This window comes from Bacillus sp. BSL6 (genome assembly GCF_052928345.1).
Map to the genome: position 1 here is coordinate 352,215 of NZ_JAVGCW010000006.1, position 23,167 is coordinate 375,381.

Sequence of the window (23,167 nt, forward strand, 5' to 3'; positions counted from 1 at the left end):
CAAAATGCACAGTAGAGTCCGACTCTACTGTGCATTTCATACGCTATTATTCACCAACATATGGTAAAAGTGCCATTTGACGAGCACGTTTAATTGCAACTGTAAGTTTGCGTTGGTATTTTGCGCTTGTTCCTGTTACACGACGAGGTAAAATTTTACCACGCTCAGAAACGAAACGTTTTAATAAATCAACATCTTTATAATCGATGCGAGTGATGCCGTTAGCTGTGAAGAAACACACCTTACGACGTTTCGCACGTCCACCTTTGCGTCCTGCCATGTCTATTTCCCTCCATTCTTTGTTAAAACTAACAAATTTACTGTATTAGAACGGTAAATCGTCGTCGGAAATGTCGATCGGTTGACCTACATTTGAAAATGGATCGTCATTCTTCGTAAATCCAGAGTTTCCTTGGTTACCTTGGTTGCCTGAATTACTAGATTGACCAAATGGGTTAGAGCTTTGGTTACCGAAACCAGCTCCTGATGGTTGCTGATTAAATGAACCACGTTGCTCCCCACCGCCATTACGCGGCTCTAAAAATTGTACGCTTTCCGCAAGAACTTCTGTTACATATACACGTTTACCATCTTGTCCCTCGTAATTACGAGTTTGAAGACGCCCATCTACGCCTGCTAAGCTACCTTTTTTCAAATAATTTGCTACGTTTTCTGCTTGTTTACGCCATATTACACAATTAATAAAGTCAGCTTCACGCTCACCTTGTTGATTCGCAAATGCGCGATTCACAGCTAACGTAAAAGTAGCTACTGCAACACCATTGGGCGTGTAACGTAAGTCAGGGTCCTTAGTTAAACGACCAACGAGGATAACACGATTCATCAATCGAACCACTCTCCCTTATATATCAATTATTTTTCTTCTTCTTTAACAACGATATGACGAAGGATATCTTCGTTGATCTTAGCTAAACGATCGAATTCGTTAATCGCTTCTGCGTTAGCATTCACGTTTAAGATCATGTAGAAACCTTCACGTAAGTCGTTGATTTCGTAAGCTAAACGACGCTTACCCCACTCTTTCGTGTTAATGATTTCTGCACCATTGTTTGTTAAAACACCTGCAAAACGTTCAACTAAAGCTTTTTGAGCTTCTTCTTCAACGCCAGGACGAATGATGTACATAATTTCGTACTTTCTCATTACACTTTCACCTCCTTTTGGTCTAAACGGCCCGTAATGGGCAAGGAGCAATTAATTTATAGTAATTACTCACGAGTTTAGATTATATCATAGTAAGTTAGATGAATCAACTCACCCATACATAAAAAACTTGGCAAACATATAATATATTTGCCAAGTTCATATCTTTATTTTTCCTAGGAAATATTAAATTAAACGTTGAAACGGAAATGCATAACGTCTCCGTCTTTTACGATATACTCTTTTCCTTCTAAACGAACTTTACCAGCTTCTTTTGCAGCTGTCATAGAACCGTTTGTCATTAAGTCTTCGTAAGAAACTGTTTCTGCACGAATAAATCCACGCTCAAAGTCTGTATGAATTACGCCGGCACATTGTGGTGCTTTCATACCTTGTTTGAACGTCCATGCACGTACTTCTTGCACACCTGCTGTGAAGTAAGTAGCAAGTCCTAATAAATCATATGCAGCACGAATTAATTGATCTAAACCAGATTCCTCAATGCCCAGTTCTTCAAGGAAGACTTTTTTCTCTTCCTCGTCTAGCTCAGCAATTTCTGATTCGATTTTTGCACATACAACGATTACTTGAGAATTTTCATTTGCAGCAAATTCTTTTACCATTTGTACGTATTTGTTTTCAGAAGGATCGATAACATCGTCCTCGCTTACGTTTGCTACGTATAACATTTCTTTCGTTGTCAGTAAATGAAGACCTTTCACAATCTTCATTTGCTCTTCTGTAAATTCAACAGTACGAGCTGGTTTACCCTCTTCAAAGGCTTCTTTTAAACGCACTAAAATTTCATGCTCATATACTGCTTCTTTATCCTTTTGTCTTGCTAATTTCGCAACACGTTCGATACGTTTATCAACAGATTCTAAGTCTGCTAAGATTAGCTCTAAGTTGATTGTTTCAATATCATCAATTGGGTCTACTTTACCTGAAACGTGCGTAATATTTTCGTCTTCAAAACAACGAACAACTTGGCAAATTGCATCTACCTGGCGAATGTGAGATAAGAATTTATTTCCTAAACCTTCACCTTTACTCGCACCTTTTACGATACCTGCAATATCAGTAAACTCAAATACAGTCGGAACAGTTTTTTTCGGTTCTACTAATTCCGTTAATTTATTTAAACGCTCATCTGGTACTTCTACAATTCCTACGTTTGGATCAATTGTACAGAATGGATAATTTGCAGATTCTGCTCCTGCTTGTGTAATTGCATTAAATAAAGTGGACTTCCCTACGTTAGGTAATCCAACAATCCCAGCCGTTAATCCCATATTTTTCACTCCTATGTCTCAATCTTTCATCATTATAGATAGTAACGAAAAAAATGACAAGTTTCCTCCAAACGAAAAAAAGTAACAGCTACCCACTGTAACTGTTACTTTCTCTCTATTCTTCGTGCTTCACAAGTATTTTTTTCACCTTACGATCAAACTCTCTTCGAGGAATCATTACTGAATGGTCACATCCCTCGCACTTAATGCGGATATCCATTCCCATACGAATAATCTTCCAACGATTCTCCCCACATGGGTGGGCTTTCTTCATTTCCACAACATCGTACAAGTTATATTGCTTTTGCTCCATTCTCCAAACCCCTCTCCATATTAAATTGCTTTTCCACTCACTAACTCTTCACGATTATATAAAACCATACGTGGATATGGAATTTCAATACCATGTAAATCTAGACGATTTTTAATTTCTTTACGAAGTGCCCTTGCAATAACTGCATGTTGCATCGGCTCTACTTCTGCAATAACACGTAATATAACTTCTGATGCAGCTAATGTTTGCACGCCTAATAACTGAGGCGTTGTTACCATTTGCTCATATTGTGCAGGTAATTCTTCTAATAATTCTTCAATGACTTGCTCTGCTTTTGCTATATCAGCCTCATACGAAATAGATACGTCAACAAATGCTACACTATTACTAACTGAATAGTTGGTAACCTGAACGATACTTCCGTTTGGTAAAGTATGAATTTCACCTGTCCAACTTTTCACTTTCGTTGTACGAAGTCCAATTTCTAAAACGACACCTTCAAACTGACCAATTTTCACATAGTCACCAACTGAAAATTGATCTTCTAACAAGATAAATAACCCTGTAATAACATCTTTCACTAAACTTTGAGCACCAAATCCGACTGCTAAACCAATTACCCCAGCACCGGCTAATAAACCTGATGCATTAATATTAAACACACCTAAAATCGCAATTAACATAATGAACATAACAACGTATGCCACAATATTTTCAAGTAACTTCGCTACTGTAACTGTACGACGTTCTGAAATTTGAATTGGAGAACGACTTCCCATACGAAACGCATTTCGTACAACCGCCCTTGCAATTCGCACTACAATTGCACCAATTGTTAAAATGATACATATTTTTAATGTCGCAATTCCAATATGAGCCCAACGATCAGCATCTAGTAAATACTGTTTCGTAGCATTAAACCACTTCGTTAATACATCCATGTACCTCTACCTCTCCAGCCAAAATTTCTTTTTAATTATCTTTCTTATTGTATCAGAAGTCTCCTAATTGCTGAAAAAATTTTATGACTTTAATTCCATTTGTTAACCTCCATGCAGGTATAAAATGGAACAAATATATATATACTAGTACTATTATTTCCGTTCTCACTTAAATTTTACAGCAAGTACGCACTTATAGTTTTCCATTTTACTCACCATATAACATATTTTGAAAATTTATTAAAAGGATGGGTGCTTCATGAATATTGGAAGTTTTCGCTTACCTTTTTTCGAAAAAGAAACTCAAAATGTTATGCACCAAGATTTAGAAGCCTCCGAGACAATTAGTAACTTCTTACTTTCCCATATCCCTATTAAAACTCATATACCAATCATTCTCGTTTGTATCGGAACAGATCGTTCCACAGGAGATGCACTCGGTCCGTTAGTCGGTACGAAACTAGAACAAGTAGAAATTACAAACTTCCAAGTGTTCGGCACACTAGATGATCCAGTACATGCGCTAAACTTAGAAGAAAAAATTCAGAATATACAGAAAGATAATCCTACTTCATTTATAATTGCGGTTGATGCCTGTTTAGGAAAGTCTCAAAGTATCGGTTCCATCACTACCGGAATGGGACCTAGTAAACCCGGAGCTGCTATGAACAAGAAATTACCAGCAGTTGGTGATTTACATATTCATGGCATCGTAAATCTAAATGGTTTTATGGAGTTTTTCGTCCTGCAAAATACAAGATTAAGTTTAGTTATGAAAATGGCTGATGTAATTGCACAAAGCATAAAAGAAACAGACCAAAAATTATCTGTATTAAAAAAAGCAAACCATCTATAAATAATAAGATGGTTTGCTTTTTAGTTTTGCTGCGCTAATAATTCTAAAATACGATTTAAATCTTCTTTATTGAAAAATTCAATTTCGATTTTACCTTTTTCCTTTTTTGTTTCTTTAATTTTTACCTCTGTGCCAAACTTTTCTCTTAAGAACGTTTCGCGTTCTACGAAAAATATGTTTCTCTCTTTTTTTACTTGTTTTGTTTCACGTGAAACGCGTTGATTAATCTCCTGAACAATTTTCTCTAATTGACGAACATTTAATCCTTCTTTTTCAATTCGTTTCAGTAAAGATTTCAACTGCTCTTCATCTTTTATCGTAAGTAAAGTTCTCCCATGAGCCATTGAAAGTTGACCGTTTGCAATCATATCTTGCACAAAAGAAGGGAGGCTTAATAATCGCGTATAGTTTGCAATGTAAGGTCTACTCTTACCAAGACGTTTTGCTAATTGTTCTTGCGTCACATTTAGCTCATTCATTAACATTTGATATGCCATTGCTTCTTCCATTGGATTTAAATCTTCTCGTTGTAAGTTTTCAAGCAATGCAAACTCCATCATTTGCTGCTCATTTAATTGTCTTACAACGGCAGGTACTTTTTCGAGCCCCGCCTCTTTAGCAGCACGATATCTTCTTTCACCTGCAACAATTTCATATCCTTTAATACTCTTTCTAGCAATTAATGGTTGTAATATGCCGTGCTCTTTAATAGAGGCCGATAATTCCTGAATCGCCTCTTTATTAAAGTGTTTACGTGGTTGATATGGATTCGGTCTTAATTCAGTTATCGTAATCTCCTGAATTGTCTCTTCTTCTTTCACATCTAAATCAGGAAAAAACACATTGATTCCTCTTCCTAATCCTTTAGCCACCTGCAATCACTTCCTCTGCTAAATCTATATATACTTCTGCCCCTCTTGATTTAGCGTCATACTGCATAATTGGTTTCCCATGACTTGGTGCTTCACTCAAACGAACATTACGAGGGATAATCGAACGGTATACTTTATCTCTAAAGTATTTTTTCACTTCATCTATAACCTGAATCCCTAAATTTGTACGGGCATCTAACATTGTTAGCAATACGCCTTGAATTGCTAGATTTTTATTTAAGTGCTTTTGCACAAGTCGAACTGTATTTAATAGCTGACTTAACCCTTCTAGTGCGTAATATTCGCATTGAACAGGAATAATAACAGAATCTGCTGCAGTTAATGCATTAATCGTTAATAACCCTAAGGACGGGGGACAGTCGATAATAATATAATCATATTCATCACGAACTGGCTGTAATGCCCTTTGCAAACGTACTTCCCGGGAAATAGTCGGTACCAATTCAATTTCAGCACCTGCTAATTGAATTGTAGCGGGTAGAACATCTAAGTTTTCAGTTGCGGTTTTCTGTATAACCCCTTGAACATCTGCATCTTCCACAAGAACATTGTAAATACATTGATCTAATTCGGATTTTTCAATTCCCACACCCGTCGTTGCATTTCCTTGAGCATCAATATCTACAAGAAGGACCTTTTTACCTACTTGTGCCAATCCAGCCCCTAAATTAACAGATGTTGTTGTTTTTCCAACGCCACCCTTTTGATTGGCTATAGCAATGATTTTTCCCATGATGTCACCTACTTTCAACCTTTCTATCTTATTCTAGTAACAATTATGTTTATTGTAACATGAAATAAAAGTTTTTCTTTTACGTCCTTATTAAACTTCAAAATTTATTTGTAAACTCCTTCTTGATCTAACAAGAAAATATAGTAAAAGAGACCTATCCAATAGGATCAGGTCTCTAACACACCATTATTATTTTTTCTTCGGAATTTGAATTGTAATTTGATAGTACTCGTCAAACTCTTCTTCCTCAGAATTAACATTTAAACCACTGTCAGCAACCATTTGTAATGACTGCCTAATTGTATTCATGGCAATTCTCGTATCTCGACTTACTGCTTTTTGCTTTGCCTTACGCTTCGGTTTTGCTTCCTCTAGTAATTTCGCAATTCGTTCCTCTGTTTGCTTTACATTCAGTTGTTTCTCCACAATTTCCTGTAAAACCTTCAGTTGTAATTCCTCATTCTTTAAAGGGATGAGCGCACGGGCATGGCGTTCTGTAATACTTTTTTCTAATAACGCATTTTTTATTTCTTCAGGCAACTTTAACAATCGCAACTTATTTGCGATTGTGGATTGTCCTTTTCCGAGTCTTTGTGCCAATGCTTCTTGCGTTAAATTATGTAACTCAATTAGCTTTTGATATGCCACAGCTTCCTCGATTGCTGTTAGTTCCTCACGTTGCAAGTTTTCAATTAAAGCCACAGAAGCTGTTTCTGTATCATTTAAGTTTTTTATAATTGCAGGAACCTTTTCCCACCCTAACTTTGTTGCTGCACGGAAACGCCTTTCTCCAGCAATAATCTCGTACTTCTCATCCTCATATTGCCTCACAACAATTGGCTGAATAAGTCCGTGTGTACGAATCGTTAATGCTAGTTCCTCAATACGCGCGTCATCAAAAACTGTTCGTGGTTGATAACGGTTAGGGGTAATATTTACTATCGGAATTTCTTGTATTTCTTCATATACCTTTTTATCTATTTCTTCATGGCTTTCGTCTTGTAATTCGAATTCGCTCTCTTTATCTCCAAAGCCAAATAAACGAGAAAACGTATTTTTCATACATATTCCACCACCTTTAGGCCTATTGACTATTCTCCATAAAATGTTTCCTTTGAAACATTTACGTTTTCATTTATATAATTTAATCTTACGTCTAATAAGATTTATTTTTCAATAGGTAATTTATTGGGTGTTCCCGGTTTGCGTGGATATTTCTTTGGTGTCTTGCGCTTTTTCTCGATTAATAAAATATTACGTTCACTTTCTTCAAACGGTAATTGGAACGTAGACATTTCTTTTAGATCCCCGCCTAGCACCTCTAAAGCATACTTGCCATTTTCAATTTCTTCGTTTGCTGCAGCACCTTTCATTGCAATGAATGTTCCCCCAACTTTTACAAGTGGTAAACACAGCTCACTTAATACTGAAAGACGTGCGACTGCACGTGCCATTACAATGTCGTACGCTTCACGTACACCTTCTTTTTTTCCAAATGTTTCAGCACGATCATGACAAAACGCGACGTCACTCAATTCCAACTTTTGTGCTAAATGATTTAAGAAATTAATACGTTTTTGCAATGAGTCTACAATCGTCACTTTTAAATGCGGCAAACAGATTTTTAAAGGAATACTTGGGAATCCAGCTCCTGCGCCAACATCACAAATTGAGAATGGTTTTGAAAAATCGTAATAAAAAGCAGCTGTAATGGAATCAAAAAAGTGTTTTAAATATACTTCCTCTTTTTCCGTAATAGCCGTTAAATTCATTTTTTCATTCCATTCTACTAATGTTTCGAAGTAGATTTCGAACTGCTCTAACTGTCTAGAAGAGAGGGTGATACCCTTCTCTTCTAGCATAGATTGAAATTGTTCTATGTTCATATAACAATATCTCCTTACTATTTATTGGTTCGATACTCGCGCAATTTTTCCTTGTTCAATATACACAAGTAAAATGGAAATGTCTGCTGGATTTACGCCCGATATACGTGAAGCTTGCCCCACTGAAAGTGGACGAACATCTTTCAATTTCTGTCTAGCTTCTGATGCAAGGCTAGAAATCGCATCATAATCAATATCGACAGGAATTTTTTTACTTTCCATCTTCTTCATACGCTCTACTTGCTGTAAAGATTTTTCGATATATCCTTCGTACTTAATCTGAATTTCAACTTGTTCTGTAACTTCATCACTTAATTCTACTTCACTTGGTACTAAAAGATGGATATGCTCATATGTCATCTCTGGACGACGTAATAGGTCACTTGCACGTATTCCATCTTTCAATTCACTTCCACCAATATTGCGAATTAATTCTTGAACTTCAGGACGTGGCTTAATAATAATGCTACTTAAACGTTCCTTTTCCTGTTCAATTTGTAATTTTTTATTTGTAAATCGCTCATAGCGTTCTTCTTTAATTAATCCAATTTCATGACCAATTTCAGTTAAACGAAGATCCGCATTATCATGGCGTAATAATAGACGATACTCTGCACGAGACGTTAATAAACGATATGGTTCATTCGTCCCTTTCGTTACAAGATCATCAATTAAGACACCAATATAAGCATCCTCACGACCTAAAATAACTTCTTTTTTACCTAAAGAACGACATGCTGCATTAATTCCGGCCATAAGCCCTTGTCCTGCCGCCTCTTCGTAACCAGAAGTTCCGTTAATTTGTCCTGCTGTATATAAATTTTTAATTTTTTTCGTTTCAAGTGTTGGCCATAGTTGCGTTGGCACAATTGCATCATATTCAATTGCATAACCTGTACGCATCATTTCAACATTTTCTAGACCAGGGATTGTTCTAAGCATATCACGCTGTACGTCTTCTGGTAAGCTTGTGGATAAACCTTGTACGTACACTTCTTGTGTGTTACGTCCCTCTGGCTCTAAGAAAATTTGATGACGTGGTTTATCATTAAACCTTACTACTTTGTCTTCAATTGAAGGACAATATCTAGGACCTGTTCCCTTAATCATACCAGAATACATAGCTGAGCGATGTAGGTTTTCATCTATTAAACGATGTGTTTCCGTACTTGTATACGTTAACCAACATGGAATTTGATCCATAATAAACTTTGTCGTTTCAAAAGAGAAAGCGCGTGGCTTATCGTCACCTGGCTGAATTTCTGTTTTACTGTAATCAATCGTATTACTATTTACGCGCGGAGGTGTACCTGTTTTAAATCTAACAAGATCAAATCCAAGCTCCTCTAAATGTTCTGATAACGTAATAGATGGTTGTTGATTATTTGGACCACTCGAATATTTTAAATCTCCCATAATAATCTCACCACGTAAAAACGTACCAGTCGTAATTACGACTGTTTTTGCTGTATATTCAGCACCAGCTTGCGTAATTACCCCTTTACATTCGCCATCTTCAACGATTAAACGCTCTACCATTCCTTGGAACAACGTTAAGTTTGGTGTTTCTTCAATTGTTTTCTTTAATTCATGCTGGTAAGAGAACTTATCTGCTTGTGCTCGAAGTGCACGTACAGCTGGCCCTTTACCTGTATTTAACATACGCATTTGAATATGCGTTTTATCAATGTTGCGTCCCATTTCTCCGCCTAATGCATCAATTTCACGAACAACAATCCCTTTTGCTGGTCCACCAACAGAAGGGTTACATGGCATAAACGCTACCATATCTAAGTTAATTGTTAACATTAATGTTTTGGAGCCCATTCGTGCTGCCGCAAGACCAGCTTCACATCCTGCATGACCTGCACCGATTACTATGACATCGTATGAACCGGCATTGTATCCCATTGTTTATTCCTCCTAATAATCTCTATCTTTCTGAAACATCACTATATTATTTTCCTAAACAAAATTGAGAGAACAACTGGTCAATTAAGCTCTCATGAACGGTGTCACCAGTAATTTCACCAAGTATTTCCCACGTTCTTGTTAAATCAATCTGCACCATATCAATTGGAACACCATTTTCTATCGCCTCAATTGCATCTCCAATTGTTTTTCCTGCTTGTGTTAATAATCCAATATGTCTCGCGTTAGAAACATATGTTACATCTGCAGAATCAATTGTTCCTTCAAAGAATAAATCAGCGATTGCCGTTTCAAGCTCATCTATTCCCTGTTCCTCAATTAACGACGTTGTAATAACACGATTCCCCGCTGCTAATTCTATAACACGTTCCATATCAATTGCTTGCGGTAAATCTGTCTTATTTACAATAACAATGAAATCTTTTCCTTGTACGGCACGGAATAGATCTTCATCCTCATTCGTTAAAGCTTCGCTATAATTAACGACAACTAACACTAAATCAGCTTGACTCATCATTTCTTTTGAACGCTCTACACCAATTCGTTCAACAACATCTTCTGTTTCACGAATTCCGGCCGTATCTATAAGTTTAAGTGGTACACCACGCACATTAACGTACTCTTCAATAACATCACGAGTTGTTCCTGCAATATCAGTTACAATTGCCTTTTTCTCCTGAACGAGACTATTTAATAGCGATGATTTCCCAACATTAGGTCTACCGATGATTGCAGTAGCAATACCTTCACGTAAAATCTTTCCTTGCTTTGATGTTTCTAATATTTTTGCAATTTCAACACGAACATGTGTAGCTTTCTCAATTAAAATATTATGTGTCATTTCTTCCACATCATCATATTCCGGGTAATCTATGTTTACCTCAACATGAGCTAACGTTTCTAATATATCCTGACGCAGACGGCCGATTAATTTAGATAATCGGCCCTCCATTTGATTAATCGCTACGTTCATTGCACGATCTGTTTTTGCACGGATTAAGTCCATAACAGCTTCTGCTTGTGATAAATCAATACGGCCATTTAAAAAAGCACGTTTTGTAAATTCACCAGGCTCCGCTAATCTTACCCCTTGCGCTAAAATAAGCTGTAATACTTTGTTTACCGAAACAAGTCCACCATGACAGTTAATTTCTACTATATTTTCACGTGTAAAAGTCCTTGGTGCACGCATAATGGACACCATTACTTCTTCAATAACCTGATTTGTATCTAAATCAACAATATGACCATAATGAATTGTATGAGAAGGAACCTCTGTTAAATCCTTCCCTTTAAAAATACGATTAACTTTTTCAACCGCATCATCCCCACTTACTCGAACAATGGCAATTGCACCCTCTCCAAGCGCTGTGGAAATCGCGGCAATTGTATCAAATTCCATGTCCTTTCACCTCACTTGCTTATTTATCTCTATTTCAACATGATTATTTTCTTCACTAAATTATTAGAATACCATAACGAACCTATCTACAAAAGAATAATAACTCATTTTATTATGTCCTCATGTAAAAAACACTAAACTTATTCACAGTGGATAAGTTTAGTGTTTTTAGTTATCCACACCTATTTTCCCCTCAAAAAAAACCGGCACTCAATTGAGTAACCGGTCACTTGGAAGATATTACAACATGTCGATGTGGTTCTTTTCCTTCAGAAGTTGTAATGATATTTTGATGATTAGATAATGCTTGGTGGATAATCTTTCGTTCAAAAGATGGCATAGGCTCCAATACAACTCTTTTTTTTGTACTCACTACTTGTTTGGCTAATCGATAAGAAAGTGCTTCTAACGTAGCTTTTCTTTTACTACGATAATTTTCAGCATCTAATGTGATACCAATGTACTGCTTCGTATTACGATTCGCTACAAGTTTTGTTAAATACTGTAAAGAATTCAAGGTGTTCCCTCTTTTTCCAATCAAAACACCTATATTTTCGCCGTAAATTGTAAATTCAACTTCTCGTCCTTTTACAATTTTACTAATCTCAGCTTCCACACCCATATCGTGAATAACATTTTTTAAATATTCTTCACATTCTTGAATTGGATCTTTCTTCAATACAACTTCTACTACTGCAGGTCGGTTCCCAAATAAACCTAAGAACCCTCTCTTACCCTCATCGATAATATTTATATCTACTCGGTCTTTTGAAACATTTAATTGTCTTAAAGCATCCTGTACTGCCAGCTCGACTGTTTGTCCTTTAGCAGTAATTATACTCACTTGCTTGATCCTCCTGCCTTACTAGCCTTAATTTCCGGCCCTTTGATCAAGTACATTTGAGCGATACCAAAGATATTACCAACAACCCAGTAAAGTGATAATGCAGCTGGGAAGTTAATTGCAAAGATTAAAATCATGATTGGCATTAACCAAATCATCATTGCCATTTGCGGATTTTGACCAGCAGTTCCTGCCATAGCAAGTTTTTGCTGAATAAATGTCGTAATTGCTGCAACAACCGGTAAAATATATAACGGATCTGCTTGTCCTAAGTCGAACCATAAGAATGTATGCTTACTAATTTCTGATGTTCTCATAATCGCATGGTAAAACGCGAATAAAATAGGCATCTGAACAAAGATTGGTAAACATCCTGCTAATGGATTTACACCATTTTTTTGATACAACTGCATCATTTCTTGTTGTAGTTTTTGCTGCGTTGCTTGATCTTTAGAACTATATTTCTCTTTTAACTTCACCATTTCTGGTTGTAACGCTTGCATTGCTTTCGTACTCTTTGTTTGTTTAATCATTAATGGTAATAATGCAAAACGAATAATAAGAGTTGTAACAACAATCGCTAAACCGTAATTACTACCAAATAAGTTGGCAAAATACGTAATTAACTGAGAAAGCGGGTATACGAAGTATTCATTCCAAATTCCAGTGCTTTTTGGTGTAATTGGCTGATTTACTTCACTACAGCCAGCAGTAATCGCCATTAATGCAACAACCATGGCTAGTAAACCTAATTTCTTTTTCAAAGCCTACTCCTCCTTGTATCGGTATGTATATAGTGTAATTCATTTCCTTACGCTACTTTTTTATTCTTTTCATACCAGAGCGTTTAAAGACATGAATTAAGCTTTTCTTCAATTCTTCATATGTCATCTCTGCACAAGGCTTCCTTGCTATTATAACAAAATCTTTTCCAGAATCTATCTCATCTTTTAATTCTGTGATCGACTGGCGAATCATACGTTTAATTCGGTTACGCACTACTGCATTTCCTATTTTCTTGCTGACAGAAAGGCCAATACGAAAGTTTGGCTGCTCTTCTTTATCTAGTTGATACACAACAAATTGACGATTCGCAGTCGATTTTCCTTTTTGAAAAACCGTCTGGAATTCATCATTCTTTTTTATACGATGTTTTTTCTTCATATCAATTGACACTCCTGTAGTTCATCAGCGGAAATTCACTATTATTAGAAAAAAAGACCACTGAACGATCAGTGGTCTACGCAGATAATACTTTTCTTCCTTTACGACGACGAGCTGCTAGCACTTTACGTCCGTTCGCTGTGCTCATACGGCTGCGGAAACCATGTACTTTGCTGCGCTTACGTTTATTTGGTTGGTAAGTTCTTTTCATTATATGACACCTCCCTGAGGAATATCTGTTAAAGACAGTCTTATAAATTATAGTTAATCAACTAGGAAAATGTCAATGGTTCTAGAAATTTTCATCAAATATTCATTTTGAACCTATTCACATACTTTTTCACAGACGCTATATTTCCTTGTGGATAAATGTTTTTTTCTGTTTTTTATATCCACAAACTCTTTTCGTACTTTTACACAGTATATCGTGTTGTGGACAAGTTTATTCCACAAGGTATTGATTTTGTGGATAACTTTCTTAATTTCATTGCTATAGCTACTTTTTTTTGATATTATAGTTGTGTTTTCACTTTGAATAAGTTTTCCACATCATTATCTTATCCACAATTTGTGTATAACATGTGGACAGTTTTAATCACATGTGGGTAAATGATTATCCACATTTGCTTTTTTTGTCGAAAACCCTATCTCATATACAAACGACGTTTTTAGGTTTTAAAATACGTTTCGTATAAATATACATTTTATATTTATTTAGGTTGTACATTTGTTGCGCAACCTTATTCTTTTACCATCTTAGTAAAGGAGGGACACCTTTGGAAAACATCTCTGATTTATGGAACAGCGCCTTAAAAGAACTAGAAAAAAAGGTCAGTAAACCAAGTTATGAAACATGGTTAAAATCAACGACCGCACATAATTTAAAGAAAGATGTATTAACAATTACGGCTCCAAATGAATTCGCCCGCGATTGGCTAGAATCTCATTATTCAGAGCTAATTTCAGAAACACTTTATGATTTAACAGGGGCAAAATTAGCTATTCGCTTTATTATTCCCCAAAGTCAAGCTGAAGAGGAGATTGATCTTCCTCCTTCTAAACCGAATTCAGCACAAGATGATTCTAATCATTTACCACAGAGTATGCTAAATCCAAAATATACGTTTGATACGTTTGTTATTGGCTCTGGTAACCGTTTTGCTCACGCTGCTTCATTGGCCGTAGCCGAAGCGCCAGCTAAAGCATATAATCCCCTCTTTATTTATGGGGGAGTTGGACTTGGAAAGACCCATTTAATGCATGCAATTGGTCATTATGTAATTGAACATAACCCAAATGCCAAAGTTGTATATTTATCATCAGAAAAATTTACAAATGAATTCATTAATTCTATTCGTGATAATAAAGCTGTCGATTTTCGTAATAAATACCGCAATGTGGATGTTTTATTGATAGATGATATTCAATTTTTAGCGGGAAAAGAACAAACTCAAGAAGAGTTTTTCCATACATTCAATGCATTACACGAAGAAAGTAAACAAATTGTAATTTCCAGTGATCGGCCACCAAAAGAAATTCCAACTTTAGAAGATCGTCTTCGTTCTCGCTTTGAATGGGGACTCATTACGGATATTACGCCACCAGATTTAGAAACGCGGATTGCAATTTTGCGCAAAAAGGCAAAGGCTGAAGGACTTGATATACCAAATGAGGTCATGCTTTATATTGCAAATCAAATCGATTCAAATATTCGTGAACTAGAAGGTGCACTCATCCGAGTTGTAGCTTATTCATCTTTAATTAACAAAGATATTAATGCTGATTTAGCAGCCGAAGCACTTAAAGATATTATTCCAAATTCTAAACCAAAAATTATCTCCATTTATGATATTCAAAAAGCTGTCGGAGATGTTTATCAAGTAAAATTGGAAGATTTCAAGGCGAAAAAGCGAACGAAATCAGTTGCCTTCCCTCGCCAAATTGCAATGTATTTATCACGTGAACTGACAGACTCCTCCTTACCTAAAATAGGTGAAGAATTCGGTGGACGTGATCATACAACAGTTATCCATGCTCATGAAAAAATTTCTAAGCTACTTAAGACGGATACACAATTACAAAAGCAAGTTGAAGAAATTAACGATATTTTAAAGTAGTAGCTGAATAGTGTGAATAACTTTCCTTGTTTTACGCACAGTCTATCCACATGTAGATAGACTGTTTTTACATCCTTTAACAGGGTTATCCACATATCCACAAGCCCTATTACTATTACTACTATTTTTTATCTTTATTAATTAAATAAAATCTTATACTTACCGGAGGTTTTTCTTTATGCGTTTTACAATACAAAAAGACTATCTTGTAAGAAGTGTACAAGATGTAATGAAGGCTGTTTCTTCTCGTACAACAATTCCGATCCTTACGGGGATTAAAGTTGTCGCTACGGAAGAAGGAGTTACATTAACAGGAAGCGATGCTGATATTTCAATTGAATCTTTCATTCCAGTTGAAGAGAATGGAAAAGAAATCGTAGAAGTGAATCAATCAGGAAGTATTGTTTTACAGGCTAAATATTTTAGTGAAATTGTAAAGAAATTGCCTAAAGAAACTGTAGAAATTTCTGTGGAAAATCATTTGATGACAAAAATAACTTCTGGAAAATCAGAGTTTAATTTAAATGGTTTAGATTCTGCAGAATATCCATTGTTACCACAAATTGAAGAACATCATGTTTTTAAGATTCCAACGGATTTACTTAAACATATGATTAGACAAACTGTATTTGCAGTTTCCACTTCTGAAACAAGACCAATCTTGACAGGTGTAAACTGGAAGGTATATAACAGCGAACTAACTGGCATTGCTACAGATAGTCACAGACTAGCTCTTCGAAAAGCAAAAATCGAAGGCATTGCAGATGAGTTCCAAGCAAATGTTGTTATTCCAGGAAAAAGTTTAAATGAATTAAGCAAAATTCTAGATGAGTCTGAAGAAATGGTAGATATCGTTATTACGGAGTATCAAGTATTATTCCGTACAAAACATTTATTATTCTTCTCAAGATTGTTAGAAGGAAATTACCCTGATACAACTCGCTTAATTCCAGCGGAGAGCAAAACAGATATTTTTGTAAATACAAAAGAATTTTTACAAGCAATTGATCGTGCATCTCTTTTAGCAAGGGATGGTCGTAATAATGTTGTAAAATTATCAACTTTAGAGCAGGCAATGCTAGAAATTTCCTCGAATTCACCAGAAATCGGAAAAGTAGTAGAAGAAGTTCAATGTGAAAAAGTAGATGGAGAAGAGTTAAAAATATCTTTTAGTGCAAAATATATGATGGATGCACTAAAAGCATTAGATAGTACTGAAATTAAGATTAGCTTTACTGGAGCAATGAGACCATTCTTAATTCGTACAGTAAATGATGAATCCATTATTCAATTAATTTTACCGGTTCGTACTTACTAAGTAAGAAATAAGGGTTGCTAGTTTTCAGATGCTAGTAGCCCTTATTTGATTTTTGGGTATTACTTTCCTAATGCTAGTTTATTTAGTACAATGAAAGAATGAACACTTTCAGAAAGTGAGCGATTTTATGAAACGTATTAAAATTTCAACAGAGTATATTACACTAGGGCAATTTTTAAAGTTAGCCGATGTAATTGATACAGGTGGCGCTGTAAAATGGTTTTTACAAGAATATGAAGTGTACGTGAATCAAGAACTTGAAAATAGAAGAGGTCGCAAACTATATGCGAACGATATTATTGAAATTCCAGGAAGCGGAAGTTTCCAAGTTCAGTCATAAAGGGGGAGCCCTTTGTTTATTTCAGAAATACAATTAAAAAACTATCGCAATTATGAAAAGTTAGAGCTTTCCTTTGAAGATAAGGTAAATGTAATTATCGGCGAGAATGCACAAGGGAAAACGAATTTGATGGAAGCTATTTATGTTTTAGCGATGGCGAAATCTCATAGAACCTCTAATGATCGCGAGCTTATCCGTTGGGATGAAGATTTCGGTCAAATTAAAGGAAAGCTACAAAAGAGAAATAGTTCTTTGTCTTTGGAATTAAATATCTCGAAAAAAGGTAAAAAGGCAAAATTAAATCAACTTGAACAACAAAAATTGAGTCAATATATTGGCGTGATGAATGTTGTCATGTTTGCCCCAGAAGATTTAAATCTTGTAAAAGGAAGCCCTCAAGTAAGAAGACGCTTTTTAGATATGGAATTAGGCCAAATAGCTCCGGTCTATTTGTATGAATTGAGTCAATATCAAAAGGTGCTCACACAACGAAATCACTTGCTAAAAAAGATGCAAGGGAATAGTAAGAATGAGGAAACGATGTTGGATGTATTTACACTTCAACTTATTGAGCATGGTACAAAAATTTTGCAAAAACGCTTTGAATTTTTGCATTTACTACAAGAATGGGCAGCTCCAATTCATCGTGGTATAAGCCGTGGGTTAGAAGAATTAGAAATTGTCTATAAACCGAGTGTAGATGTATCAGAATCAATGGATTTGTCGAAAATAAAAGAAGTATACTATGAAAGTTTTCAATCCGTGAAACAACGTGAAATTTTCCGTGGTACGACTTTAATTGGTCCTCATCGTGATGATTTACAATTCTTCGTTAATAGTAAAAATGTTCAAGTCTTTGGTTCGCAAGGACAACAACGAACGACCGCACTGTCCCTAAAATTAGCTGAAATTGAATTGATTTACTCAGAAGTTAAAGAATATCCGATTCTTCTATTGGATGATGTATTATCAGAATTAGATGATTATCGTCAATCGCATCTGTTAAATACAATTCAAGGAAAAGTGCAAACATTTGTGACAACGACGAGTGTCGACGGAATTGAACACGAAACATTAAAAGAAGCGAAAACAATTCATGTAACGAACGGCACGGTAGATTGTGAAATAGATAGGGCGTAATCCCTGTTTAAATGGAAAAGTAGGTGATCTTTGTGTCAATGGAACAAAAGCAAATGCAAGAAAATTCATATGATGAAAGTCAAATACAGGTACTTGAAGGGCTAGAAGCAGTTCGAAAACGCCCTGGTATGTATATTGGATCTACAAGCGGAAAAGGACTTCACCATCTTGTATGGGAAATCGTCGATAATAGTATTGATGAAGCACTTGCAGGGTACTGTGATGAAATTAACGTTAGTATCGAAGAAGATAATAGTATTCGTGTAACGGATAATGGACGTGGTATTCCAGTTGGTATACAAGAAAAAATGGGACGTCCTGCTGTAGAAGTTATTATGACCGTTCTTCATGCTGGTGGTAAGTTTGGCGGCGGCGGTTATAAAGTTTCTGGTGGTTTGCATGGTGTTGGGGCATCTGTAGTAAATGCTCTATCAACAGAACTAGAGGTATTTGTACATCGTGAAGGTAAAATCCATTATCAAAAATACGAAAGAGGTATTCCGGTTGCAGATTTAAAAGTCATTGGTGACACAGATCAAACGGGAACGATAACTCGATTTAAACCAGATCCAGAAATTTTTCAGGAAACAACAGTATACGAATTTGATACACTAGCAACTCGTATGCGTGAATTAGCATTTTTAAATCGTAATATTAAACTGACGATTGAAGATAAACGTGAACATAAGCAAAAAAAAGAATTCCATTATGAAGGTGGAATTAAATCATATGTTGAGCATTTAAACCGCTCAAAACAACCAATCCATGAAGAGCCTGTATATGTAGAAGGATCAAAAGATGGTATTCAAGTTGAGGTTTCCTTACAGTATAACGAAGGATATACAAATAATATTTACTCATTTACGAATAACATTCACACGTATGAAGGTGGAACACATGAAGTAGGGTTTAAAACAGCTTTAACTCGTGTGATTAACGATTATGGACGTAAAAATAGTATTCTAAAAGATGCAGACAGTAACTTAACTGGTGAGGACGTTCGTGAAGGTTTAACTGCAATTGTATCAATTAAACATCCAAATCCACAATTTGAAGGACAAACGAAGACGAAACTTGGGAATAGTGAAGCAAGAACGATTACAGAGTCTGTATTTTCAGAGGCATTTGAAAAGTTCTTACTAGAAAACCCGAACGTTGCACGAAAAATCGTAGAAAAAGGTACGATGGCAGCGCGTGCACGTGTTGCAGCGAAAAAAGCACGTGAATTGACACGTCGTAAGAGCGCGTTAGAAGTTTCAAGTTTACCTGGTAAATTAGCAGATTGCTCTTCGAAGGATCCGGCAATTAGTGAAATTTACATTGTAGAGGGTGACTCTGCCGGTGGATCAGCAAAGCAAGGTCGTGATCGTCACTTCCAAGCGATTTTACCGCTAAAAGGTAAAATTATTAATGTTGAAAAGGCAAGATTAGATAAAATCTTATCTAACGATGAGGTGCGTACAATTATTACTGCAATTGGTACGAACATTGGCGGAGATTTTGATATTGAGAAAGCTCGTTATCATAAAGTTATTATTATGACGGATGCCGACGTAGATGGTGCGCATATTCGTACCCTATTATTAACGTTCTTCTATCGTTATATGCGTCAAATTATTGAACATGGTTATATCTATATTGCACAGCCGCCGTTGTTTAAAGTACAACAAGGTAAAAAAATTCAATATGCTTATAATGAGAAAGAGCTTGAAAAGATTTTAGCTGAATTACCAGCTCAACCTAAACCTGGCATCCAACGTTACAAAGGTTTAGGAGAAATGAATCCAACTCAGCTTTGGGAAACAACAATGGACCCAGAAGTACGTTCATTGCTTCAAGTTTCTCTTCAAGATGCAATTGAAGCAGATGAAACATTTGAAATTTTAATGGGGGATAAAGTAGAACCACGTCGTAACTTTATCCAAGAAAATGCAAAATACGTGAAAAACCTTGATATTTAAATGAGTAATGACAGGAATCTGAGTATTCCTGTCTTCTACATATAAATCAATGTATGTGTAACGGAAATGTAAGAGGAGGTGCTCGTTGATGTCAGACAATCAACAACAAGCACGAATTCGAGAAATTAATATTAGCCATGAAATGCGTACCTCATTTTTAGATTACGCAATGAGTGTTATCGTATCTCGTGCATTACCAGATGTTCGTGATGGATTAAAACCTGTGCATCGTAGGGTTTTATATGCGATGAATGATTTAGGAATTACGGCTGATAAAGCGTATAAGAAATCAGCACGTATTGTTGGTGAAGTAATCGGTAAGTATCACCCTCATGGTGATTCAGCTGTTTATGAAACGATGGTACGTATGGCCCAAGATTTCAGTCAACGTTATATGCTTGTTGATGGGCATGGTAACTTTGGATCTGTCGATGGAGATTCAGCGGCAGCAATGCGTTATACAGAAGCAAGAATGTCTAAAATCTCTATGGAATTAATACGTGATATTTCAAAAAATACAATTGATTATCAAGATAACTATGATGGTTCTGAAAGAGAGCCGATTGTGTTACCAGCGCGTTTTCCTAACTTACTAGTAAATGGTACGACAGGTATTGCAGTTGGTATGGCAACAAATATTCCGCCGCATCAACTTGGTGAAGTAATTGATGGTGTATTGGCATTAAGTCATAATCCTGATATTACTATTGCAGAATTAATGGAGTGCATTCCAGGACCAGATTTCCCGACGGCAGGTTTAATTTTAGGAAGAAGTGGTATTCGTAGAGCTTATGAGACAGGACGCGGGTCTATTATACTTCGTGCTAAAGTTGAAATTGAAGAGAAGTCAAATGGCAAACAATCTATTATCGTAACGGAACTACCTTATCAAGTGAATAAGGCGCGATTGATTGAAAAAATTGCAGAATTAGTTCGCGATAAGAAAATTGAAGGTATTACAGATTTACGTGATGAATCAGATCGAAATGGTATGCGTATTGTTATGGAAGTACGTCGTGATGCCAATGCTAATGTATTATTAAATAACTTATATAAACATACAGCACTTCAAACAAGTTTTGGTATTAACATGCTGTCTCTTGTAAATGGAGAACCACAAGTACTGAATTTAAAACAAAATTTATATCATTACTTGGAACATCAAAAGGTAGTAATTCGTAGACGTACTGCTTATGAACTTGAAAAGGCAGAAGCACGTGCTCATATTTTAGAAGGATTACGAATTGCTTTAGACCATCTGGATGAAGTTATTACATTAATTCGTAGTTCGAAAACAGCGGAAATTGCAAAACAAGGTTTAATGGAACGTTTTGGCTTAAGTGAAAAACAAGCGCAAGCTATTTTAGATATGCGTCTGCAACGCTTAACAGGATTAGAACGCGAAAAAATTGAACAAGAATATCAAGATTTAATGAAGTTAATCGCTGAATTAAAAGCAATCTTAGCAGATGAAGAAAAGGTTCTTGAGATTATTCGTGAAGAATTAACAGAAGTAAAAGAGCGCTTCAATGATAAGAGACGTACAGAAATTACAATTGGTGGTATGGAGTCTATTGAAGATGAAGACTTGATTCCAGAACAAAACATCGCCATTACGTTAACTCATAATGGTTATATTAAGAGGTTGCCAGCTTCTACGTACAAAACACAGAACCGTGGTGGACGTGGTGTGCAAGGAATGGGGACAAATGATGATGATTTCGTAGAACATTTATTAACTACTTCTACGCATGATCATATTCTATTCTTCACTAATAAGGGGAAAGTATACCGTACGAAAGGATATGAAATCCCAGAGTATAGTCGTACAGCGAAAGGTATACCTATTATTAACTTATTAGGTGTAGATAAGGGTGAATGGATTAACGCCATTATTCCAATTCGTGAATTTGGTGACGATGAATTCTTATTCTTCACAACAAAACAAGGTATCTCTAAGAGAACACCACTTTCATCATTTGCGAATATACGTACAAATGGTTTAATTGCAATCTCTCTTCGTGAAGAGGATGAAGTAATATCTGTACGTTTAACATCTGGTGATAAGGATATTATTGTAGGTACAAGCAATGGGATGCTAATTCGTTTTAACGAGCAAGATGTACGTTCTATGGGACGTAATGCGGCTGGTGTAAAAGCAATTACATTAGGTGAAGAAGATCAAGTTGTAGGTATGGAAATTGTCGAAGAGAATGTAAATGTTTTAATTGTAACGAAAAATGGTTATGGAAAACGTACGCCGATTGATGAATACCGCCTACAAAGCCGTGGTGGTAAAGGTCTGAAGACTTGTAATATTACAGATAAAAACGGGAAATTAGTAGCTGTTAAATCTGTAACAGGTGAAGAAGATATCATGTTAATTACAGCAGCAGGTGTTATTATTCGTATGCCAGTTGATCAAATCTCTCAAATGGGACGTAATACACAAGGTGTTCGTCTAATTCGATTAGAGGATGAGCAAGAGGTAGCGACAGTAGCAAAAGCACAAAAAGATGATGAGGAAGAAACGAGCGAAGAGGTTTCTTCAGAAGAATAAGAGAGGAGATATCTCCTCTCTTTATTTTTTTATAATAATACTTGCATAGGGAAGAGAAAGTCTATATAATAGGCAGAGTCAGCAAATGAGAGATACAAGTTATCGAAAAAACTTGTTGACGAAAATAATATACTATGATATATTATAAAAGTCGCTGAAACGCGATGTTGAACTTTGAAAACTAAACGAAACAAACAACGTGAAACGTCAATTTTTATTTTATGATGCTAGACAAACTAACTTTATTGGAGAGTTTGATCCTGGCTCAGGATGAACGCTGGCGGCGTGCCTAATACATGCAAGTCGAGCGAATGGATTAAGAGCTTGCTCTTATGAAGTTAGCGGCGGAC

Annotated in this window: 23 protein-coding genes and 1 rRNA gene; 8 read left to right on the forward strand and 16 right to left on the reverse strand. The window is 35.9% G+C overall.

Going from position 1 to position 23,167, the window contains the following annotated elements:
• Nucleotides 1-46: 46 nt before the first annotated feature.
• The 6 genes from rpsR to RCJ96_RS20850 all read right to left on the reverse strand — a co-directional run bounded on the left by rpsR (nt 47) and on the right by RCJ96_RS20850 (nt 3,671).
• Entirely contained in the window at nt 47-280 is a 234-nt protein-coding gene (rpsR, locus tag RCJ96_RS20825; protein ID WP_000918873.1) for a 30S ribosomal protein S18, read from the reverse strand.
• A 45-nt stretch (nt 281-325) separates the two neighbouring features.
• On the reverse strand, nt 326-847 hold the full coding sequence (gene ssb, locus RCJ96_RS20830; RefSeq protein ID WP_000981967.1) for a single-stranded DNA-binding protein: 522 nt from the start codon (nt 845-847) through the stop codon (nt 326-328).
• A gap of 26 nt (nt 848-873) precedes the next feature.
• The gene (gene rpsF / locus RCJ96_RS20835) at nt 874-1,164 is read right to left on the reverse strand and encodes a 30S ribosomal protein S6 (RefSeq protein ID WP_001233779.1); all 291 of its coding nucleotides are present in this window, start codon (nt 1,162-1,164) and stop codon (nt 874-876) included.
• A gap of 191 nt (nt 1,165-1,355) precedes the next feature.
• Nucleotides 1,356-2,456, reverse strand: coding sequence for a redox-regulated ATPase YchF (gene ychF / locus RCJ96_RS20840; RefSeq protein ID WP_000524669.1), 1,101 nt, complete (start codon nt 2,454-2,456; stop codon nt 1,356-1,358).
• A 115-nt stretch (nt 2,457-2,571) separates the two neighbouring features.
• On the reverse strand, nt 2,572-2,769 hold the full coding sequence (locus tag RCJ96_RS20845; RefSeq protein WP_000436051.1) for a DUF951 domain-containing protein: 198 nt from the start codon (nt 2,767-2,769) through the stop codon (nt 2,572-2,574).
• Nucleotides 2,770-2,789: 20 nt separating this feature from the next.
• Nucleotides 2,790-3,671, reverse strand: coding sequence for a mechanosensitive ion channel family protein (locus RCJ96_RS20850; RefSeq protein WP_000382911.1), 882 nt, complete (start codon nt 3,669-3,671; stop codon nt 2,790-2,792).
• Between the two features lie 259 nt (nt 3,672-3,930).
• On the opposite strand from RCJ96_RS20850, the gene yyaC reads away from it, so the two are divergent.
• Nucleotides 3,931-4,527, forward strand: a complete 597-nt coding sequence (gene yyaC, locus RCJ96_RS20855) for a spore protease YyaC (protein WP_001020719.1) — start codon at nt 3,931-3,933, stop codon at nt 4,525-4,527.
• Nucleotides 4,528-4,547: 20 nt separating this feature from the next.
• Here the strand turns inward: yyaC and spo0J are convergent, their stop codons facing one another.
• The 10 genes from spo0J to rpmH all read right to left on the reverse strand — a co-directional run bounded on the left by spo0J (nt 4,548) and on the right by rpmH (nt 13,592).
• Nucleotides 4,548-5,399, reverse strand: coding sequence for a stage 0 sporulation protein Spo0J (spo0J, locus tag RCJ96_RS20860; protein ID WP_001051838.1), 852 nt, complete (start codon nt 5,397-5,399; stop codon nt 4,548-4,550).
• Nucleotides 5,392-6,153 carry a sporulation initiation inhibitor protein Soj gene (gene soj, locus RCJ96_RS20865; protein ID WP_000516114.1) on the reverse strand — a complete coding sequence of 254 codons (762 nt, stop codon included), beginning with the start codon at nt 6,151-6,153 and terminating at the stop codon, nt 5,392-5,394. The genes spo0J and soj overlap by 8 nt, the downstream gene beginning before the upstream one ends.
• Nucleotides 6,154-6,342: 189 nt before the next feature.
• Nucleotides 6,343-7,215: a nucleoid occlusion protein gene (gene noc, locus RCJ96_RS20870; protein ID WP_000799029.1), complete on the reverse strand. Its 873-nt coding sequence runs from the start codon at nt 7,213-7,215 to the stop codon at nt 6,343-6,345.
• A gap of 104 nt (nt 7,216-7,319) precedes the next feature.
• Nucleotides 7,320-8,039 carry a 16S rRNA (guanine(527)-N(7))-methyltransferase RsmG gene (rsmG, locus tag RCJ96_RS20875; RefSeq protein ID WP_416503961.1) on the reverse strand — a complete coding sequence of 240 codons (720 nt, stop codon included), beginning with the start codon at nt 8,037-8,039 and terminating at the stop codon, nt 7,320-7,322.
• A 21-nt stretch (nt 8,040-8,060) separates the two neighbouring features.
• Complete coding sequence (gene mnmG / locus RCJ96_RS20880) at nt 8,061-9,950, reverse strand: tRNA uridine-5-carboxymethylaminomethyl(34) synthesis enzyme MnmG (RefSeq protein ID WP_000541033.1); 1,890 nt, start codon at nt 9,948-9,950, stop codon at nt 8,061-8,063.
• 46 nt (nt 9,951-9,996) lie between these two features.
• Nucleotides 9,997-11,373 (reverse strand): tRNA uridine-5-carboxymethylaminomethyl(34) synthesis GTPase MnmE, encoded by a 1,377-nt coding sequence (gene mnmE, locus RCJ96_RS20885; protein WP_074609420.1) that lies wholly within the window; start codon nt 11,371-11,373, stop codon nt 9,997-9,999.
• Between the two features lie 226 nt (nt 11,374-11,599).
• Nucleotides 11,600-12,217: an RNA-binding cell elongation regulator Jag/EloR gene (gene jag / locus RCJ96_RS20890; protein WP_074609419.1), complete on the reverse strand. Its 618-nt coding sequence runs from the start codon at nt 12,215-12,217 to the stop codon at nt 11,600-11,602.
• Nucleotides 12,214-12,981 (reverse strand): YidC family membrane integrase SpoIIIJ, encoded by a 768-nt coding sequence (gene spoIIIJ / locus RCJ96_RS20895; protein WP_000727745.1) that lies wholly within the window; start codon nt 12,979-12,981, stop codon nt 12,214-12,216. The genes jag and spoIIIJ overlap by 4 nt, the downstream gene beginning before the upstream one ends.
• 52 nt (nt 12,982-13,033) lie before the next feature.
• The gene (rnpA, locus tag RCJ96_RS20900; RefSeq protein ID WP_000726629.1) at nt 13,034-13,381 is read right to left on the reverse strand and encodes a ribonuclease P protein component; all 348 of its coding nucleotides are present in this window, start codon (nt 13,379-13,381) and stop codon (nt 13,034-13,036) included.
• Nucleotides 13,382-13,457: 76 nt separating this feature from the next.
• Complete coding sequence (gene rpmH / locus RCJ96_RS20905; protein WP_000831901.1) at nt 13,458-13,592, reverse strand: 50S ribosomal protein L34; 135 nt, start codon at nt 13,590-13,592, stop codon at nt 13,458-13,460.
• Between the two features lie 565 nt (nt 13,593-14,157).
• On the opposite strand from rpmH, the gene dnaA reads away from it, so the two are divergent.
• The 7 genes from dnaA to RCJ96_RS20940 form a co-directional block, all read left to right on the forward strand.
• On the forward strand, nt 14,158-15,498 hold the full coding sequence (dnaA, locus tag RCJ96_RS20910) for a chromosomal replication initiator protein DnaA (protein ID WP_000428025.1): 1,341 nt from the start codon (nt 14,158-14,160) through the stop codon (nt 15,496-15,498).
• A 178-nt stretch (nt 15,499-15,676) separates the two neighbouring features.
• Complete coding sequence (gene dnaN / locus RCJ96_RS20915) at nt 15,677-16,816, forward strand: DNA polymerase III subunit beta (protein WP_001212896.1); 1,140 nt, start codon at nt 15,677-15,679, stop codon at nt 16,814-16,816.
• A 127-nt stretch (nt 16,817-16,943) separates the two neighbouring features.
• Complete coding sequence (gene yaaA, locus RCJ96_RS20920) at nt 16,944-17,156, forward strand: S4 domain-containing protein YaaA (RefSeq protein ID WP_000821367.1); 213 nt, start codon at nt 16,944-16,946, stop codon at nt 17,154-17,156.
• Between the two features lie 12 nt (nt 17,157-17,168).
• Nucleotides 17,169-18,296 (forward strand): DNA replication/repair protein RecF, encoded by a 1,128-nt coding sequence (gene recF / locus RCJ96_RS20925; RefSeq protein WP_000470750.1) that lies wholly within the window; start codon nt 17,169-17,171, stop codon nt 18,294-18,296.
• A gap of 38 nt (nt 18,297-18,334) precedes the next feature.
• Complete coding sequence (gene gyrB, locus RCJ96_RS20930) at nt 18,335-20,257, forward strand: DNA topoisomerase (ATP-hydrolyzing) subunit B (protein WP_000435993.1); 1,923 nt, start codon at nt 18,335-18,337, stop codon at nt 20,255-20,257.
• Between the two features lie 88 nt (nt 20,258-20,345).
• Complete coding sequence (gyrA, locus tag RCJ96_RS20935) at nt 20,346-22,817, forward strand: DNA gyrase subunit A (protein WP_416503960.1); 2,472 nt, start codon at nt 20,346-20,348, stop codon at nt 22,815-22,817.
• A 242-nt stretch (nt 22,818-23,059) separates the two neighbouring features.
• Nucleotides 23,060-23,167 (forward strand): 16S ribosomal RNA (locus RCJ96_RS20940); the annotation flags it as partial.

Excerpts from the sequence above, each read along its gene's own strand:
- soj (WP_000516114.1), bottom strand. The coding sequence starts at position 6,153 with ATGGGAAAAATCATTGCTATAGCCAATCAAAAGGGTGGCGTTGGAAAA.
- dnaN (WP_001212896.1), top strand. The coding sequence starts at position 15,677 with ATGCGTTTTACAATACAAAAAGACTATCTTGTAAGAAGTGTACAAGAT.
- RCJ96_RS20845 (WP_000436051.1), bottom strand. The coding sequence starts at position 2,769 with ATGGAGCAAAAGCAATATAACTTGTACGATGTTGTGGAAATGAAGAAA.
- yaaA (WP_000821367.1), top strand. The coding sequence starts at position 16,944 with ATGAAACGTATTAAAATTTCAACAGAGTATATTACACTAGGGCAATTT.
- gyrA (WP_416503960.1), top strand. The coding sequence starts at position 20,346 with ATGTCAGACAATCAACAACAAGCACGAATTCGAGAAATTAATATTAGC.
- rsmG (WP_416503961.1), bottom strand. The coding sequence starts at position 8,039 with ATGAACATAGAACAATTTCAATCTATGCTAGAAGAGAAGGGTATCACC.
- rnpA (WP_000726629.1), bottom strand. The coding sequence starts at position 13,381 with ATGAAGAAAAAACATCGTATAAAAAAGAATGATGAATTCCAGACGGTT.
- gyrB (WP_000435993.1), top strand. The coding sequence starts at position 18,335 with ATGGAACAAAAGCAAATGCAAGAAAATTCATATGATGAAAGTCAAATA.
- RCJ96_RS20850 (WP_000382911.1), bottom strand. The coding sequence starts at position 3,671 with ATGGATGTATTAACGAAGTGGTTTAATGCTACGAAACAGTATTTACTA.
- mnmE (WP_074609420.1), bottom strand. The coding sequence starts at position 11,373 with ATGGAATTTGATACAATTGCCGCGATTTCCACAGCGCTTGGAGAGGGT.
- ychF (WP_000524669.1), bottom strand. The coding sequence starts at position 2,456 with ATGGGATTAACGGCTGGGATTGTTGGATTACCTAACGTAGGGAAGTCC.
- mnmG (WP_000541033.1), bottom strand. The coding sequence starts at position 9,950 with ATGGGATACAATGCCGGTTCATACGATGTCATAGTAATCGGTGCAGGT.
- rpmH (WP_000831901.1), bottom strand. The coding sequence starts at position 13,592 with ATGAAAAGAACTTACCAACCAAATAAACGTAAGCGCAGCAAAGTACAT.
- rpsR (WP_000918873.1), bottom strand. The coding sequence starts at position 280 with ATGGCAGGACGCAAAGGTGGACGTGCGAAACGTCGTAAGGTGTGTTTC.
- yyaC (WP_001020719.1), top strand. The coding sequence starts at position 3,931 with ATGAATATTGGAAGTTTTCGCTTACCTTTTTTCGAAAAAGAAACTCAA.
- noc (WP_000799029.1), bottom strand. The coding sequence starts at position 7,215 with ATGAAAAATACGTTTTCTCGTTTATTTGGCTTTGGAGATAAAGAGAGC.
- rpsF (WP_001233779.1), bottom strand. The coding sequence starts at position 1,164 with ATGAGAAAGTACGAAATTATGTACATCATTCGTCCTGGCGTTGAAGAA.